Source organism: Halosolutus sp. DAT137 (assembly GCF_059736405.1).
Genome location: NZ_JCAQID010000007.1, coordinates 557057 through 573842, shown reverse-complemented (window position 1 = coordinate 573842; position 16786 = coordinate 557057). Strand labels below are relative to the sequence as shown.

At 59.4% G+C, this 16786-nt stretch carries 16 protein-coding genes and 2 tRNA genes; 8 read left to right on the top strand and 10 right to left on the bottom strand.

Annotated features, from left to right (window positions below; genetic code table 11):
* The first annotated feature begins 25 nt into the window (after positions 1-25).
* Together AC6I6L_RS12510 and AC6I6L_RS12505 are read left to right on the top strand one after the other, a co-directional pair.
* Positions 26-457, top strand: a complete 432-nt coding sequence (locus AC6I6L_RS12510; protein ID WP_497918091.1) for a histone family protein — start codon at positions 26-28, stop codon at positions 455-457.
* Position 458: 1 nt separating this feature from the next.
* Positions 459-1481 carry a histone deacetylase family protein gene (locus tag AC6I6L_RS12505; protein WP_497918090.1) on the top strand — a complete coding sequence of 341 codons (1023 nt, stop codon included), beginning with the start codon at positions 459-461 and terminating at the stop codon, positions 1479-1481.
* Between the two features lie 35 nt (positions 1482-1516).
* Here AC6I6L_RS12505 and cca read toward each other — a convergent pair whose 3' ends face one another.
* Positions 1517-2917 (bottom strand): CCA tRNA nucleotidyltransferase, encoded by a 1401-nt coding sequence (gene cca / locus AC6I6L_RS12500; protein ID WP_497918089.1) that lies wholly within the window; start codon positions 2915-2917, stop codon positions 1517-1519.
* Positions 2918-3012: 95 nt separating this feature from the next.
* On the opposite strand from cca, the gene AC6I6L_RS12495 reads away from it, so the two are divergent.
* Together AC6I6L_RS12495 and AC6I6L_RS12490 are read left to right on the top strand one after the other, a co-directional pair.
* A tRNA-Asn gene (locus AC6I6L_RS12495) sits at positions 3013-3116 on the top strand.
* 252 nt (positions 3117-3368) lie between these two features.
* The gene (locus AC6I6L_RS12490) at positions 3369-3836 is read left to right on the top strand and encodes a group I intron-associated PD-(D/E)XK endonuclease (protein WP_497918088.1); all 468 of its coding nucleotides are present in this window, start codon (positions 3369-3371) and stop codon (positions 3834-3836) included.
* Here AC6I6L_RS12490 and AC6I6L_RS12485 read toward each other — a convergent pair.
* A complete protein-coding gene (locus tag AC6I6L_RS12485; protein ID WP_497918087.1) occupies positions 3833-4255 on the bottom strand; it encodes a CopG family ribbon-helix-helix protein in 423 nt (140 codons plus the stop codon). The two genes, AC6I6L_RS12490 and AC6I6L_RS12485, sit on opposite strands and share 4 nt — an antisense overlap.
* 104 nt (positions 4256-4359) lie before the next feature.
* Here AC6I6L_RS12485 and AC6I6L_RS12480 point away from each other — a divergent pair, with 104 nt between their 5' ends.
* From AC6I6L_RS12480 to AC6I6L_RS12465, 4 genes are all read left to right on the top strand, one after another.
* Positions 4360-5565 carry a GTP-binding protein gene (locus AC6I6L_RS12480; RefSeq protein WP_497918086.1) on the top strand — a complete coding sequence of 402 codons (1206 nt, stop codon included), beginning with the start codon at positions 4360-4362 and terminating at the stop codon, positions 5563-5565.
* Positions 5565-6851 carry a CobW family GTP-binding protein gene (locus AC6I6L_RS12475; RefSeq protein WP_497918085.1) on the top strand — a complete coding sequence of 429 codons (1287 nt, stop codon included), beginning with the start codon at positions 5565-5567 and terminating at the stop codon, positions 6849-6851. The genes AC6I6L_RS12480 and AC6I6L_RS12475 overlap by 1 nt, the downstream gene beginning before the upstream one ends.
* 51 nt (positions 6852-6902) lie before the next feature.
* Positions 6903-7487 (top strand): MogA/MoaB family molybdenum cofactor biosynthesis protein, encoded by a 585-nt coding sequence (locus tag AC6I6L_RS12470; protein WP_497918084.1) that lies wholly within the window; start codon positions 6903-6905, stop codon positions 7485-7487.
* 94 nt (positions 7488-7581) lie between these two features.
* Positions 7582-7688: transfer RNA gene (locus AC6I6L_RS12465), tRNA-Ile, on the top strand.
* Positions 7689-7907: 219 nt separating this feature from the next.
* Here the strand turns inward: AC6I6L_RS12465 and AC6I6L_RS12460 are convergent.
* The 8 genes from AC6I6L_RS12460 to AC6I6L_RS12425 form a co-directional block, all read right to left on the bottom strand.
* Positions 7908-8264 carry an SHOCT domain-containing protein gene (locus tag AC6I6L_RS12460; protein WP_497918083.1) on the bottom strand — a complete coding sequence of 119 codons (357 nt, stop codon included), beginning with the start codon at positions 8262-8264 and terminating at the stop codon, positions 7908-7910.
* A gap of 117 nt (positions 8265-8381) precedes the next feature.
* Complete coding sequence (locus AC6I6L_RS12455; RefSeq protein WP_283834934.1) at positions 8382-8684, bottom strand: hypothetical protein; 303 nt, start codon at positions 8682-8684, stop codon at positions 8382-8384.
* 375 nt (positions 8685-9059) lie between these two features.
* A complete protein-coding gene (locus AC6I6L_RS12450) occupies positions 9060-9662 on the bottom strand; it encodes a TSUP family transporter (RefSeq protein ID WP_497918082.1) in 603 nt (200 codons plus the stop codon).
* Between the two features lie 101 nt (positions 9663-9763).
* Positions 9764-11827 (bottom strand): cation:proton antiporter, encoded by a 2064-nt coding sequence (locus tag AC6I6L_RS12445; RefSeq protein ID WP_497918081.1) that lies wholly within the window; start codon positions 11825-11827, stop codon positions 9764-9766.
* 200 nt (positions 11828-12027) lie between these two features.
* Positions 12028-13389: a potassium channel family protein gene (locus AC6I6L_RS12440; protein WP_497918080.1), complete on the bottom strand. Its 1362-nt coding sequence runs from the start codon at positions 13387-13389 to the stop codon at positions 12028-12030.
* 71 nt (positions 13390-13460) lie between these two features.
* Positions 13461-13727 (bottom strand): hypothetical protein, encoded by a 267-nt coding sequence (locus AC6I6L_RS12435; protein WP_497918079.1) that lies wholly within the window; start codon positions 13725-13727, stop codon positions 13461-13463.
* A gap of 64 nt (positions 13728-13791) precedes the next feature.
* Positions 13792-14265 carry a hypothetical protein gene (locus tag AC6I6L_RS12430; protein ID WP_497918078.1) on the bottom strand — a complete coding sequence of 158 codons (474 nt, stop codon included), beginning with the start codon at positions 14263-14265 and terminating at the stop codon, positions 13792-13794.
* Between the two features lie 98 nt (positions 14266-14363).
* A complete protein-coding gene (locus tag AC6I6L_RS12425) occupies positions 14364-16631 on the bottom strand; it encodes a heavy metal translocating P-type ATPase (RefSeq protein WP_497918077.1) in 2268 nt (755 codons plus the stop codon).
* Positions 16632-16786: the final 155 nt, after the last annotated feature.

Sequence of the window (16786 nt, the reverse complement as noted above, 5' to 3'; positions counted from 1 at the left end):
GGGGGTTAGCTCCGCGTATCTGTATATGAACGTCGAACTCCCGTTCGCCCCGGTGGACACGATTATCCGGCGGAACGCGGGCGATCTTCGGGTGAGTGCCGACGCGTCGAAGGAACTCGCAACGCGGATTCAAGAACACGGCAGCGAGCTCGCGATCGAGGCCGCCGAGCGCGCGACCGACGACGGACGAAAGACGCTGATGGCTACTGATTTTGGGGTCGAACAGGTCGTCGACAAGGACGATCTCGAGTTACCCGTCGCCCCGGTCGATCGAATCGCACGGCTCGAGATCGGTGATCGGTACCGGGTGTCGATGGATGCCCGCGTTGCGCTCGCGGACATCCTCGAAGATTACGCCGACAACGTCGCCCGTGCGGCGGCGACGCTCGCTCATCACGCTGATCGGCGGACGATCACCGAGGACGATATCGAGACGTACTTTTCGCTGTTCGAGTGAGATGCGCTTTGGGTACAGCGAGCTCTGTCTCGCACACGATCCCGGATCGCGCCACCCCGAGTCGCCCGACCGGCTCCGTGCGATCCGCGAACAGCTGAAGAAGAAACACGGCGTCGAGTACGTCGACAGCGAGCAGTGTGGGATCGATCGGATGGCGGCCGTCCACGACCGCGACTACCTCGAATCCGTCGAGGAGTTCTGTGCCGAGGGGGGCGGAAGCTGGGACCCCGATACGACTGCCGTCGAGGAAACCTGGGACGCGGCGGCCAAAAGCGCCGGGCTGGCCTGCTGGGCCGCCGAGTCAGCACTCGATGGCGCGGACGGCCGTGAGACGCCGTTTTCGATCGGTCGGCCGCCGGGCCATCACGCGATCGAAGACGACGCGATGGGCTTTTGTTTCGTCAATAACGTCGCAGTCGCCGCCCAGTGCGCTCTCGATCACGAGGATCACGATGTCGATCGGGTTGCGATCGTCGACTGGGACGTCCATCACGGCAACGGCACACAGGACATTTTCTACGACCGAGAGGACGTGTACTTCGTCTCTCTCCAGGAGGAAGGCCTGTATCCCGGTACCGGCGATATCGACGAGACGGGTGAGGGCGACGGATCGGGAACGACAATGAACATCCCGATGCCGGCCGGAACTGACGATAACGACTACCTGGCCGCGTTCGAGGGTCCGATCGACGCTGCACTCACCGAGTACGATCCCGATCTCCTCCTCGTCAGTGCTGGCTTCGACGCCCATCGTCACGATCCGATTTCCCGAATTCGCCTCACGACGGAGGCCTACGCGCTGATGACCGATCGTCTGCGATCGATCGCCGACGAAACCGACGCCGCGTACGCGTTCGTCCTCGAGGGGGGCTACGGACTGGACGTACTCGCTGACAGCGTCGCGATCGTTCACGAGACGTTCGACGGCCGGGAGCCGATCGAACCGGATGGGGAGTGCACCACGAAGGCGATGGAGACGATCGAGGCCGTCGTCGACACACACGATCTCGATATCGACCTGTAGGCGAGGGTGGCGGTGACTCTCGACCGAGACCTGTTCTAGGGAGCTGGATCGAAGTACGCGGCGAGTTCGGTCTTGAACTCCGGGAGAAGTGCCGTTACCTCGTTACCGACCAGTACGTCGTAGCCTTCCTCGAGCGTCGTTTCGACGTGCGCACCAAGTCCGACGTCGAAGAGCCGATCGCTCTCGAGAAACTCGCGGGCCGTGGTGAACTCTCGCGGGCGCTCCGCGACGTATCGGTCCTCGACGACGAACGGTCCGTACGCGTCCGGGTCGTCGACGTAGGCATCGTAGAATCCCTCGGCGTGGCTGCGAACGTGAACCGGTGGTCCCCGGTGGTGTTCGAAAAACGGTCGCTCGGCAACAGCGAGTTCGACGAACAGGATGCCCGTCTCGGCGGCTGCCACCGTCGCACGAAAGACGTCGAAGCCGCGATCGCCAAGTTCGGTGGTGACGCCGGTCAGCGACTTGCGAAGCTGCGGGTAGAGTTGATCGTCAACGAGGTCTGGGGCGTCAAATCGGATCGCGACCGGGGTCGTTCCGCGACGATCGACGTGCTCGCGAAGGGCGGCCGCATCGAGTGGCTCCGGGTCTGTCGGCTCGAAATACGCTGCGTCCGGGTCGTCGAGAAACGCGCGGGCGTAGTGCTGGAACCGGGCGACGTTCTCGGCCGAACAGACGGCTGCGACGTTGCGCTCGGGGTCGGTCGGGTCGATGACGATCAGCGAGTCCCGGAAGCTCGCTGTCCCGTGATCCTCCGGATCCAGTTCGACTGGCGGCTGCCAGTCGGCTGCCGCCTCGAGGAGCGATCGAAAGCCGCCGTATTCGAGGACGAGCAGTTCCGTCAGGTAGCCGCTAAAGCCCCGCGTCCGGAGGTCGCTCCCGTAGGCGCCGATTCCCTTGAGAAACTGCTTCGTGAGACGGACATCGGCTGCGAGGTCGTCGTCGAGCCGTCGCTCGAGGTACCGAGTGTGAAACGGGGTCCGATCGACCGCCGATCGAATGTCGGTCGCTGATTCGAGGCGAAAGCAGGGGACGATGTCGATATCGAACCCCTCGACGGTCCCTTTCACGTAGGGGTGTTCGGCGTACTCCTCGTGACCGTCGGGGAGCGTCTCGTGACCGACGTCGAGACCGTAGCGCTCGAGCGTCTCGCGATCGAGGTCCGGCGGGAACCGGACGAAGATATCGATGTCTCGATCGCCGCTAATCCAGGTCGACCGAGCGGTCGAACCAGCCTGCAAGACATCGGCTCCGGAGCAGCGCTCGGTCGCCGCGGATTCGGCCCGCTCGAGCAACCGATCGGCGACGGCCCGGAGCCGTCGCCGCTCGTCCGCGTCGGGGTCAATTCGATCGCGTACGCTCGCGACGACGGTCTCGACGTCGGTGTCCGTGGCGGTCGAGTTCTCGTCGTCGCGATCGGCGTCCTCCTTGCTCATTACAGCGTGCTATTCGCGCACTGCGTGAAAGCGTGTCGAACACGCGGCGGGCAAAACGAAAGCCCTATCAAATACACCCCACTACTCGAAGTTGAGCCGAAGTAGCTCAGATGGTAGAGCACCTCGCTGTTACGGCGATACAGGTCATCTGATCGCCGCAGATACGAGGTTGTCCCAGGTTCGAGTCCTGGCTTCGGCGCTGTTTTTCAAACACTACTCGCGAGGAGCGGTAGCGCCGAGCGAACACCGTGAGAAAAACCGCGAAACGAGCCTGACTCGAACACGCGAGTCGCAGCCCCGGGAGCGCAGCCGAACGGAGTGAGGTGAGCACCCCGGAACGTCTCGCACCTGTTCGAGTCCTGGCTTCGGCGCTTCCGTTCTTCTGTCATTCACGAGAGAAGCGATCGCACTCCGGCGATAGTTTATATCCGATCGCGCGGCCACCCGTCCTATGGTCGATCGAACGACGCAGTACGAGGAACTCGAGCAGCCACAGAAGCGCGGACAGGCGACGGAGGCGATCATCCAATCGGCGTTCGTCGTGCGCGATATCCCCGTTCTCGTCCCCACCTACGATAACGAACCGTACGATCTGGTCGTCGAAGTCGGCGGGCGATTTCATCGTATCCAGTGCAAAACCGCGTACCGGAAGAGCGAGGGGACGGTTACGTTCGAGACGGTTAGCACGCGACGCCGACGAGACGGGTATGATCGAACCGGGTACGATGGACGGGCCGAGTACTTCGCGGTGTACGATCCAATCAACGACAACCGATATTTGCTCCCGGTTTCGGAGGTAGCCGACGGCAAAATGGAGCTTCGGTTCCGCGAGCCGAAAAACGGACAGTCAGTTGGCATTAACTGGTGTGAGGAGTATCTGTTCGACAAGCAGCTGGAAGACCTTCGAGACCCCGTTTAGGTGCGCTGAAGCTGTCCGATCGCATCGAGGGGGACCAGAGAGTAGTCGACGCGCTCGACGGCTTCGATCGATCGGAGTTCGCCGACGAACGTCGAGATCCCGTCGATATCGCTTTCGACGACGTACAGTTCCAGACAGTAGTCGTCGACGTGGCTGTGGTCGGTCGAGACGATGTGCCCGTCGTAGTCGTGTCTGAGTGCTGTGAGTCGCTGCTCGACGCTTCGGGTCCCGAAATCATAGAGGACGCTGACGATTCCTGCGAGGTCCCTGCCGTCGAGTCGATCGTCCTCGAACTCGGTCAGGAGCGATCGCGTCGCTTCGCGGACGACCTCGCTACGGCCGGTGTACTCGTGGTTCTCGGCGAGTGCGTCGAGTTGGTCGAGAAGGGCTTCGGGCATCGAAACGCTGACCACAGGCATATATGAAAATAAGCTTGTAGAATAATAGAAATTGTTATTCTGTCCCTGCCCTGGATGTAATAACTAACATTAACAAGTCTCGATATCCAATTCACAATCGATCTATGACCGACGATCGCATCCCCGTTACCGTCCTTTCGGGCAGCCTCGGTGCCGGAAAGACCACCGTTTTGAACCACGTACTGACCGCCGACCACGGTCTCGACGTCGCCGTCGTCGTCAACGACATGGGCGAGGTGAACGTCGACGCCGAACACGTCACCCAGCAGTCCGACCTCGGCGGCGAGGAGGAGATCATCGAGCTGTCCAACGGCTGTATCTGCTGTCGCCTGCGCGGGGACATGTTAGACGAGGTCGGCCGGCTGGCGGATCGGCGGGAGTTCGACTACCTGCTCGTCGAATCTTCGGGGATTTCGGAGCCGATCCCGGTCGCTCAGACGTTTGCGATGGGGTTCGAGGACGCCGACTTCGATCCGACGGGTACCTACCGGCTCGATACGATGGTGACGGTCGTCAACGCCCACAGTTTCTGGGAGTCGTTCGACTCCGGCGAGGCGCTGACATCCGGCGATCTGGCGGGCGACTCCGGACGGGTTCCCGAGGAGGTCCTCCTCGATCAGATCGAGTTCTGTGATGTCCTCCTGTTGAACAAGTGCGATCTCGTCCCCGACAACGCGCTCGAGGAGATCAAAGCCGTCCTCGAGACGCTCCAGCCGCGTGCGGAACTCGTCCGAACGGAGTTCGGAAACGTCGACCCCGACTCGATTCTCGGCACCGGCCGCTTCGACTTCGAGGCGGCCCAGAACTCCGCGGGCTGGAAACACGAACTCCAGCACGAACACCACCACGACCCCCAGGAGGAACACGGCGTCACCTCCTTTACCTACGAACAGCGCCGCCCGTTCCACCCCAAACGCATCGCGTCGCTGCTCGCAGACCTCCCGGACGAACTCGTGCGCGCGAAGGGGTTCTTCTGGAGTGCGGGGCGAGAAGACGTCGCGATGGGTGTCGACAAGGCCGGCACCTCAGTCCGTGCCGGCCCGTCGGGCCAGTGGCTCGCGACGCTCCCCACAGCCGAGCGTGAGCAGTACTTCGCCGCCCGTCCCGGGCTAAAAGACGACTGGCACGAGGAGTGGGGCGATCGCATGACCCGACTCGTCTTCATCGGTCGCGAGTTCGAGGCCGACGATCTGATCGATCGACTCGACGGCTGCGTGCTCACCGACGCCGAGATGGACGAGGACTGGGACGCTTACGCCGATCCCTTCGAACCGGAAGAGCGACGTGAACTCGCGCTCGCAAACGACTAATGGGAGTTCCGGTAACGATCCTCTGTGGCGAACTCGGTGCCGGCAAGACGACGCTGCTGTCGGGCCTGCTCGAATCGACGGACCGAGACGTTGCGGTCCTGGTCAACGATGTCGGCGCGGTCAACGTCGACGCGGATCTCGTCGAAGCGCGCACCGACCTCGCGACCGGCGAGGAAGTCGTCGCCCTCGAAAACGGCTGTATCTGCTGTAGCCTCGGCGGCGAACTCTCCCGATCGGTCATTCAGCTCTGGAAGGAACACGATTTCGAGTCCCTCGTCGTCGAAGCCTCGGGGGTCGGCGAACCCGAACCGATCGCCCAGCAGTTCGTTCGCGGCCCGGCGGGCGGGCCGTACGACCTCGACGCCGTCGTCACCGTGGTCGACGCGCGGCGGTTTTACGATACGTTCGCTGACACCGACGGCACACCCGTCCGCGAGGGACCCGACGGAAGCGGCACGCGACCGATCGCGGACCTGTTGCTCGAACAGGTGGAGTTCTGTGACCTGCTGGTCGTCAACAAGTGCGACCTCGTCGACGACGCAGAGCGCGATCGCGTCGTCGCCCTGCTCGAAACCCTCCAGCCCCGTGCGGAGATCGTCACGACCGAGTACGGCGCGCTCGAGGTGGAGACGGTGCTCGGCAGCGATCGGTTCGGCCTCGAGGCGGCCCGCGAATCGGCGGGCTGGAAGCGGGCGATCGAGACCGACGAGTCTGATCACGGTGGCGGTGTTCACGACGAGAGCCACGAGCACGGCGATCACGATCACCACCACGGTGAGGACGGCCACGATCACGCCCACCCGCCCGAACGGTACGGATTCCAGATCGAAGCCTACCACCGGACGCGCCCGTTTCACCCCAAACGGTTCGCGGCGGTGCTCGCTGATCTCCCCAACGGTCTCGTGCGTGCGAAAGGACTCTGCTGGATCGCCGGCCGCGAGAAACAGGCGATTACGATGAGCTACGCCGGCGCGGAAACGACGCTCGAAGTCACCGGACGCTGGATTGCCAGCTTCCCGGAAGAGCGCCAGGAGACGTATCGGCAGGGCCAACCCAACCTCGCGTGGGACGAAGAGTGGGGCGACCGCGAAATTCGTCTGGCGCTGATCGGCCGGGAAATGGATATGCCTGCTCTGCAGTCTCGACTCGACGACTGTCTGCTCACCGAGCACGAGATGGATGCGGACTGGTCGTCGCTCGAAAATTGCGCGCCCACGGGAATGGGTAATACGACCGTCGTGGCGGCAGCGAGTGACGACGCCGAGTCGACGTCAGTCTCCGAGTAAGCCGCCGAATTCGGGGGAGCTATTAACGCCCTCCAGTGTGGACGTACGTGTATGCCACCATCACGTGACGATCGACGGAGTACCGATCACCACGGCCACGACATCATCGACCCGCTGTACGTCGGGATCGTGACGGTCTCGAGTTCTCGAGCCGCCGCGGAGGATCCGGACGATCCGGGCGGCGACACGATCGAGGAGTGCTTCGAGGCCGAGGATCACGAAATCCGAGAGCGGGTGCTGGTCCGGGACGATTACTCGTCGATCCGGACCGCCGTCCGCGGCCTCGTCGCGCGCCGCGACATCGACGTCGTCCTGACGACCGGCGGGACGGGGGTTACGGCCGACGACGTCTCGCCGGACGCCGCGTCCTCGCTGTTCGAGCGCGAACTGCCGGGCTTTGGCGAACTGTTCCGATCGCTCTCCTGGGACGAAGTCGGGACGCGCGCGATGGCCTCTCGGGCGACGGCGGGTATCGCCGTCGACACGCCGGTATTTTGTCTTCCCGGCAGTACGAACGCCTGTCAAACGGCCTGTGAGCAACTTATCGTCCCCGAAGCGCCCCACCTCGCGGGGCTTGCGACCCGCCACCAGCAGGACGCCACGGATCAGTCGCTGTCTGAATACCAGTCCGAATGAACGGTCCGACGGGGAACGATCGGTCGATGTTGGCCCGATCGTGCCGCACGGACAGTAAGTGTTAACTATCGTTCGGCGTGTTCGTGTTTCGTACGGGCCCTTAGCTCAGTCTGGTAAGAGCGCTCGGCTCATAACACGGTCTGACCTGGTGAGGCTGTGTGAGACACCGAGTGGTCGATGGTTCGAATCCGTCAGGGCCCATGGTTTGAGAGAATTAGCGTAATAGCCACTCTGGAAGCCAAATTCGCCACTTATTCTATTACAGAACTTTTCGACCTGACGGGATCATCCAAAATGTGCGGGGTTCTGAGCCAGCCGAATTCGGGACGGTGACACGTGCATGATTTACTGACTTTGATCCTGAGAAACTGGATCCACTCTCAAGAATCAATGAGACTTCTGAACTGATTTTCCCAGAGACTACACCTTGCTTTGGAGTCGTTCGCGGCGTTCTTCGAACTCTTCATCCGAAATATCGCCACGGGCATAGGCCGTCCTCAGCTCTTCGAGTGCAGTATCACTTTGTTGAGGACTGGACTGGCGAATCGAACTGTACAGGAGGTACCCGGTCCCGAGAATTATGAGCAAAGGCACCACCGACATGAGAAGCCACATCCACGTGGCTCCTGTGCCGTTCCACATACTACCATCCCACATGTGTCCCCACCCCCATACGCCCATCATCGGCATCATCACTACCATCGTGAGGAAAGGCAGAAGCAGGATCGCAGCAATAACGATCAGGACCGTCCGAACCAGTGAATCATCGGTTGCCATACTCTGAGATACGCTGTCCAAGTATGTTATCTAGTCCTCAAATCTCACGCAGCAGGAAAGGTAGTGCGATCAGATGTAATTACGAAACAACTCTAAAATATAGTGAGCATCTGTTGCTCATTCGCTGACAGTGGATCTCGCGGCAATGGTGTTGTATATCCACGAAAAGACGTACAGGACGACGAACGTAATGATCGCCGCCTCCACCATACCGGTGATGATCCCGCCGAGCGTGAGCGAGAAGAACATATGCCATTCCATCATCATTGCGGCCGCTCCTTCGTATAGACCGACATTAGCGAGTATTCCGAGCAATAGCATGACTACTGCCGCCATGATCGCTCCTGCGAACGCTAACGCCGGTACGTTGAGATGATCCACGAACGCAGCGTCGGTCTGGGAAGCGGTTGTCGTTGCCATGATTCTCTGGGGGGTTCCACCCGGAATCTCCCCAATCTAAGCTAGGTCGGCAGAGTGCTTTACTGTACTCCAACCCCCCCTCCTATGGGGTCAAATAGCACGACTCTTCCAGTAAACACTCATTTTTCAAATCAATAGGCTGTATTTCGGCATGAACGTCCACTATCGTTAGCAGATTCCAACCGGTCCTCGGAGGTAGCGATACGCTCTGAAAAGGCCAGGCGGGTGATTGAGCACTGCGAAAACCAAGAAAAACAGTAATGTAGCGGTATCAGATTCTGTTTCTTCAAATTTCAGGAGTAGATGATCTTTGGCTGCGAATGGAGTTTCTCACGCAACCGGACGTGATCAATCACGGATCGTCCTCTGACGAGTTTATACAGTCGCCTTTAGAGATAGAAGCAACGAGTTCGGTTCGCTGTGAGCGCTATGCTTGCAGTAAGTTCTCGGATTATGAATTCGAACGGTAGTGAAGACGACTCGAATACGCCAATTGATCAAAATTGGCGGGATGGTGACTCGTTCGAGGTGAGCGGAGAGAGACGATGGGTTCTCGACAGAACTCTCGTCTTCTATCGCGGGATGTCGTCCGTCGCGGATGACGAACACACCGATTGACGCGAGGAGTACGACGTAGAGAAGACTGACGACGAGATCTGCGAGTCCGATATCCGCCAGCAGCAGTAATGCCCGTTTCCCGATCTCGATGCCGGCCGTCATTCCGAGAATCAACAGGAAACCGAGTCGATAATCGATATGATTGAGGCCGCGATGCGTAATCGTTGCAGTGAGTGACGTCCAGAAGACGAACGCGAGCCCAGTTCCGACAGCAGTAGGGGCGGAATGTCCGAGAACGAGAAGCGCAGGGGTAACGAAGAAACTCCCACCCATCCCGAAGAACCCAAAGAGGATACCGACAGTCAGTCCAGACACGACAAATAGAACGATAAGTGGGATACCCACTTCGAAAAGGCTCATACGCTACTCTACGATTGCGATCGCTACAGTTGTTACTCTCACCATTTGTTCGCAATTTTGGAGTGATCTCACTTTCACAAATCTCGGTAATTCGAGCGCTTTTATTCCATCGACAATTGTGGCTGCTCATCGGTATCCCCACCGATCGGTGGATAGATTACGACGAAGTCGCCCGACGTGAGCGTCGGGACGCGTTCGGTCAGTTCCTGGAGTTCCGGTCGCCAACCGATGGTGTTTCGGCGAGCGCTCGCACACACCACGAGATCGCCCGCCGTCACGTCTTCGGAAAGAACTCGAATCAATCGGTCCCAGTCATCGATGTATTCTCTCTCAATAGGCGTGTTCGATTCGTGTTCTCCGAACAGTTGCTCGTAATCATTCCCCGACTCCTCGACGACGAGTGCTCGTATCGGCGCTCCAGTACCCGCTGCGATCCGTTCGATCGTTTGTCCGACCTCGTAGAAGTTTGGATCGTGTGACAGCTCGGGTGGAAGCACGAAGACGATTCGGGAGACGGTATTGAGAGGTTCCCTGATTCGGGAGACGAGAACGAGTTGATCAGTCCATGCGAGAACCTGCCGCGTAGTCTGACTGAAGAGAGGTTGTCTGTAGAGCCGCATCCCGTCCCAGTCGAGAAGGATCGTCGTGATCCGGTTTTCAACGGCTGCGCGAGTGATCCCGGAGGCGATGTTGTGATCGACCCGCGTGTGAAACGTTACCGGCACCTCTGCGCCGGCAGCATACTCTTCCGTGTGTGCGATTGCTGCATCGGCGGTCGCAACCTTTTGCTCCGTTTTCGGTCCCGGGTGGACGACGGCCAGCGTGTGTAACGGTTCGGTAGATTGTTCCTCCCGGATAGATAACGCTAGATCGACCAGGGATTCGTGATACCTCATCAGCTTCTCGTGGTGCTCGGGTACCGGAGTAAACGGAATGAGGATCCGTTGGCGAACGTCGGTCGGCTTGCGTTTCCCTCCCCGCTCTTTCGTCACGACTGCTCGACCGTATTTCTCCACCACGATCGGACTGACCAGACTCACGACGAGGATCATCGACACCGCGCCGTTGATCATATCCGTATCGAATCCGGGAATACCAGCATCGAACGCGATGAGCACGATCGCTAACGCTTCGGCCTGTCCGACCGAGAGCCCGAACATGCTTCCGATCTGGTCGTGATCATACGCGTACAGCAGGCCGGTCAGCCAGGACGCGACGAACTTTGTGACGAGTGTGAGTCCGATCAGTGCCCCGGCGAGCAACAGCGACTCGCGCCCCCCAACAATCAAAGTCACATCGACGAGCAACCCTATCGAGAGGAGAAAGAACGGGATGAACAGTGCGTTGCCAACGAACTGGACGCGATTCATCAACGGCCCTCGATCGGGGATGAGCCGGTTAAGCGCCAGCCCTGCCACGAGCGCTCCGATAATGGGTTCGGCTCCGACTACTTCCGCGAACACCGCTGAACCGAAGAGGGCAGCCATGACGAACAGGAACTCGAAATAACTCTCTTCGGCGAGGCTCCGAAAGAACCGGCGACCGAGCCACGGAACGATATACCAGATCCCGGTGAAAAGCAGCGTGATACCAAGCCCGAGTTCTACCCAAAACAGCCAATCGAGGGGAGCTTCCGCTGAAGCGACGACGATGACGAGAACGAGCAGTGCGAGTACGTTCGTGAGCACGGTGCCGCCGATGGTTGCCGTGACGGCGTCATTGCCGACGATCCCTAATTGACGGGCAACAGGATATGCGAGCAGCGTATGCGAGGCGAAGATAGCTGCGAACAATAACGCCGTCGGCAACGAAAATCCGAACACCCACATCCCGAAAACGGTACCGACTCCCTGAGGAATGAGGAATGCGAGAACGCCGAAGATGATGCTCTGGTCGATGTTATCAAAAAACCTATTGAGATCGATCTCGACACCGGCGAGGAACATCAGATAGATCAGTCCGACCTCCCCGAGGAGAACGATCGCATCCCCTCGCTCGATAATACCAGCTGCATTCGGACCGATCGCAGCCCCAACGAGGATGATTCCGATAATGCCGGGTAATCGATGGCGTTCCAAGAGGAGTGGCGCGACGAGAAAGATGACCATCGCCAACGCGAAGATTGTTACCGGATCTTCGACAGGAATGGTTTGAAACAGTGTCACTAGGAGTTCACCGTCGATCAAACGTCATACCACCGCTTCACCTATCCTCTCTCCGGTCGTTTTCGGCGATATCTTTGCGTCACAAACAGACAAGGGCCGGATTCCACGGCGAAATAGAGGTCTATTTGTCAATCTGGCGGAATCGATAGCGACTGGGTGTATCACCCTCTTACAGTTGTTCGAGGAGAAAGCCCACGACTTCAGTCGTGAGAGGAAGTCAGGTAGATGAGTAGATCGTTTTGTTGGAGTTCGAAATCGTGATCAGGTGCAAGGTGCAACTCGTCATTTCGAGTGACACCGATGATGCGGTCAATGTCGAGTGCTGAGAGTTCTACGTCCGGGTCGCTCAGACGAGAGAACAGGAGATCACTGTCGGTACCGCTAACGGGCTCGTCGAGGACAGCAGCAGCGACCATCTGTCCAGAGATATCCGATAACTCAAGGACGTAGTCAGCGCCTGCTCGTTTGACTCGTCCAACTGCCTCGCTCTCCGTCACTCGCACAAAAATATCGACTGTAGAATTCAACTCACGGGCGAGTAGTGTTGAGTACAGTGCTTGTCGGTCTTTCGGAAGCGAAATGATGACTGCGTCTGCATTTTCTACGCCCGCTTCTTGAAGTGTCTTCGTAGTGGTTGCGTCGCCGACGACATCTACGTGTTCGTCCTCGTCAATGTCTACGACGGTCGGATCCGCACCCCAGGTTTCCAACGCCGACCGAACGGTACTGCCAACCGTCCCGTGACCAAGGATAACGATTCGATCGGACGGTATTCCCCCACTCATCGCATAGTGCGTGGCGAGCGCTTGTCCGATTACCTGTCGTGGCTGTACGACGTACTCGACGCCAGCCGAGTGCAGATACTGTCGGAGTGTCGCGTCCTCAAGCGTTGCGGTTATCGGGACCATCGATGCCACATCGTGGACAGCGAGCGCAGCGTTCAGCGTCAACTGATCGTCGCCAGCGACGACCGCTGCCTGTGCCTTCTCGACCGAGGCTTTCCGGAGGTCAGATTCGGATTCTGGATCTCCGTGTAACACGGTGTGTCCGAGGTCGCGGAGTTCTGCTGCGCGATCTTGGTCTGTTTCGATGATTACGTAGGGGTGTTGATGAGCGTGTGACTCAATCTCGGTGATGAACGTGTGGACGAGCGGCGTGTGTCCGGAGATTACGACGTGATTTTCGAGTGGCTCAACAGTATCGAACCGTCGTTGCTGGATGAATTGACTAAACCAGGGCACGACGAATAGTGGCAGGAGGAGAAAGAGGAGCAGGATGCCAGTGAATTGCATCAGAATCGTGAACAGGTTCATGATCGTCGTTTCCCATGGTGCGTCTTGCCCGTATCCCGTGGTCGTCAACGACTGGACGACTGTCTGGAGGGCGGCAGCGAGAGAGAGGTTGCGGTCCTCGTATACAGCCATACCATACCAGTAAAAGGCCGTATAGACGCTCACGATGACGGCCACGATGACGATGTACACCGCGATGCGATACCCGAGGCTCAGCTTCGTTAACCGACGCGTCGTCTTCGTTGCCCAGCGATCGATACTCATCCCCATTCATCTATTCTCGCCATAGCCGAAGACTGCTGGGTCTTTCATCAGCAGTTGGGTGCTACTCGGCTCTCTTATCAGGAATGTACGTCGTCTTCTTCTCTCATTTCGAGCATATTCAGGTGCATAATGTGCAGGTGTGTTCCGACGCTGTATAGAAGCAGACCGAGTCCAACGAACAGCGCGGGCATCACGATCACCTCGTATATCGGGATCAGGTTCGGAACCGCGATCACCAGCAGTCCGACTAGGAAGGTAAGGACGATGATACTGAACCCGACCTGAAGGTACCTGTAGCACGTCTTCGCATCTGGTAACAGTTCTATTTTGTACTTCTCAGACATAGCCTTCTTTTCTATCAACCGTATACACGTGTCATCATTGTTAATCAGCACACCAAAGCGAGAATTAGATTGACTCGAACCTTCGATTGACGAGGAACCGTAATCGAAATTGTCGGTACCGATAAAACACGTTCGCGTACACCCAGATGAACGGCGTGAGTATTCCGGCGTCAACCGTGATTTCATCGATGTACTGAGTGTGCCCTTCTTCGGTCTCAGCGATCGTGATGGTGTGGTCCCAGTGAGAGACGAGCGTTCCCTCACCGTCGTCTCGGATTCGGTATCGCTGCCCTCCGGGAGTCGTCTCGACCGTCGGCTTGGAGACGTCTATCCACTGTTTTCCAAGTGGAAGGATCCCCATTGCGCGTAACGAAACGAGGTACCGCCCGTCGTCCCAGATCGCTGGAAACGACTCGGGATCGAGCGGAGCGAATGTCATCAGCGGCCACGAGACGAATAGCAGCAACTCGGGTCGGAGCACTTCGACCCACGCTCGCTCCGGCGTGCGCTCCAGTTCCGTAGCGATACGTGCCTGCATAGTAGATTACTACAACATCCCGGCTAATGAATTCGTGAGCGTCTCTCACCGTCTTTCAACGGTCTTCCTTGACCGTAAGCTACTGATTGTTGGCCAACTTATACTGTGAGATCTGCCCGTCGCAGGAGTTGGGCGTTGATTGCGACGATGACCGTACTCGCCGACATCAGGACGGCACCAAGAGCAGGTGAAAGCAGGATACCGATCGGAGCGAGGATGCCGGCTGCGAGCGGCAGCGCGAACACGTTGTAGCCGGCTGCCCAGACGAGGTTCTCCTGCATCTTTCGGTAGCTCTTCCGACTCAACCGGACGAGATGCGCGACGTCTCGCGGATCGTTCTCCACGAGGACGACGTCTGCGGACTCGACGGCGACGTCAGTTCCCGAACCGATGGCGATTCCGACGTCAGAACGCGTCAGTGCGGGTGCATCGTTCACCCCATCGCCGACCATCGCCACGAGCTTTTCCTGTTCTTGCAGCTCGATGATTTTCTTGTCCTTATCCTCCGGGAGGACTTCAGCGAAGTACGTGTCAATATCGAGTTCCTCAGAGACGGCCCGAGCGACGTCCTCAGAGTCACCGGTGAGCATTGCGACCTCGACGCCCATCTCGTGGAGGGCTTCGATCGCCTCGTAACTCTCGTCACGGATCACGTCCGCGAGTGCGACTGCGCCCACCACCTCGCCGTTCCGAAGCAGGTAAACGACGCCCTGTCCGCGCTTGCCGGCCTCGTCTGCGAACGCTTCGAGCCCCTCGTTTGGTTCGACATCGAGGTGACGAAGCAGGTTCGGCCCGCCGACGTAGACCGTCTCACCGTCTTGTACACTGTTTCCATCCACGCCGGGGGTCGCAGTGGCTTCGACTTCCACGGTTGCGCGAACCCCTCGACCTTCGAGCGCCTCGAACTCGCGGACGCTCGGCACGGAGAGGCCCCGCTCATCGGCTTCTTCGCGGATCGCTTCGGCGATCATGTGCTCGGAGTCGCCTTCGGCGGCGGCCATCACCGCCAGCAGTTCGTCCTCGTCCCTTTCGCCGGCTGTAATGACATCGACGACGCCTTGTTCACCCTTCGTAAGGGTGCCCGTCTTGTCGAAGACGATCGTATCCAGATTGCGCGCTTCCTCCATGGCGATTCGATCGCGGATGAGCATGCCGTTACGCGCTGCCATCGTCGTATTGATGGCGACGACCAGTGGAACGGCGAGTCCGAGCGCGTGCGGACAGGCTATCACGAGCACGGTGACGACCCGCTCGACGACCGCCAGCCCGAAGCCGGCCGCGACGGTCCACGCAGCGGCGGTGACAGCCGCCACCGCGATCGCCGCGTAGAACAGCCAGCCCGCCGCTCGGTCGGCGAGCACTTGGGTTCGGGACCGACTTTGCTGGGCCTCCTCGACCAGCCGCATGATTCCAGACAGCGTCGTCTCTTCGCCCGTCGCGGTGACGCGGACGCGGAGGCTGCCGTCGCGGTTGGTCGTCCCGCCGATCACCTCGTCGCCCGGTTCCTTTTTGATCGGCCGGGACTCGCCGGTGATCATCGCCTCGACGACGTTCGACTCACCCTCCTCGACGACGCCATCGGCGGGAATGTTAGCCCCGGGTCGCACGAGCACCAGATCGTCTTCCGCGAGTTCATCGACGCGGACTTCTTCGACCTCACCGTCCTCGATGATGCGTTCGGCCGTGTCCGGCATCAGCTCGGCTAACTCGTCGAGCGCGCCCGATGCCCGGCGCACGCTTCGCATCTCGATCCAGTGTCCGAGCAGAAAGATGACGATCAGCGTGACGAGTTCCCAGAAGAACGGCTCGCCGATCCCGAACGCGACTGCGGCAACGCTGTAGACGAACGCGACGCTGATAGCCAGCGAGATCAACAGCATCATTCCCGGTTCGCGGTTCCGGGCCTCAGCGGCACCCATCCGCAGGAACGGAACCCCACCGTAGAGGAAGACGATCGTGCCGAGAACTGGCCCGACGAACATGCTTCCGGGGAACGTTATGGCGGCGTAGCCAAACCACTCCTGGAGCATCGGGCTGTAGTAGAGAACTGGGAGCGAGAGGACGAGGCAGACGAAAAAGCGTTGCTTGAACATCTCCTCGTGACCGGCGTGATCCACGTGCGCCTCGTGGTCGGGGCCGGGGTGCTCTTCGTGTGCGTGATCGGACGGCTCGTGAGCGTGTTCCGTGTGTTCTTCCTCCCGATGCTCGCGTCGAGCTGACGGCGCTTCGGTTCCTTCGGTCTTCTCGGCAGTCAGTCCACAGACTCGACAGCACGGGCAATCACGGTCGGTCGGCTTTTCAGCCCGTGTTTGCTCTTCGTGGACGTGATGCGAATCGGGTGTGTCCGCGGGATCGTATTGTGACATGGGTAGTGCCTCCGTCGCAGCCGTTCCCGGGGTTCGTTGAGTCCTTCACTGAAGAGCCGCCCGCGAGGGACTAACGGAGTGGTTCGGAGACGGTCGCTGTTCCTGTTGTTCGCTACACAAGATCCTAATTATTGTGGGGTGTTTTCCCTCGTTCG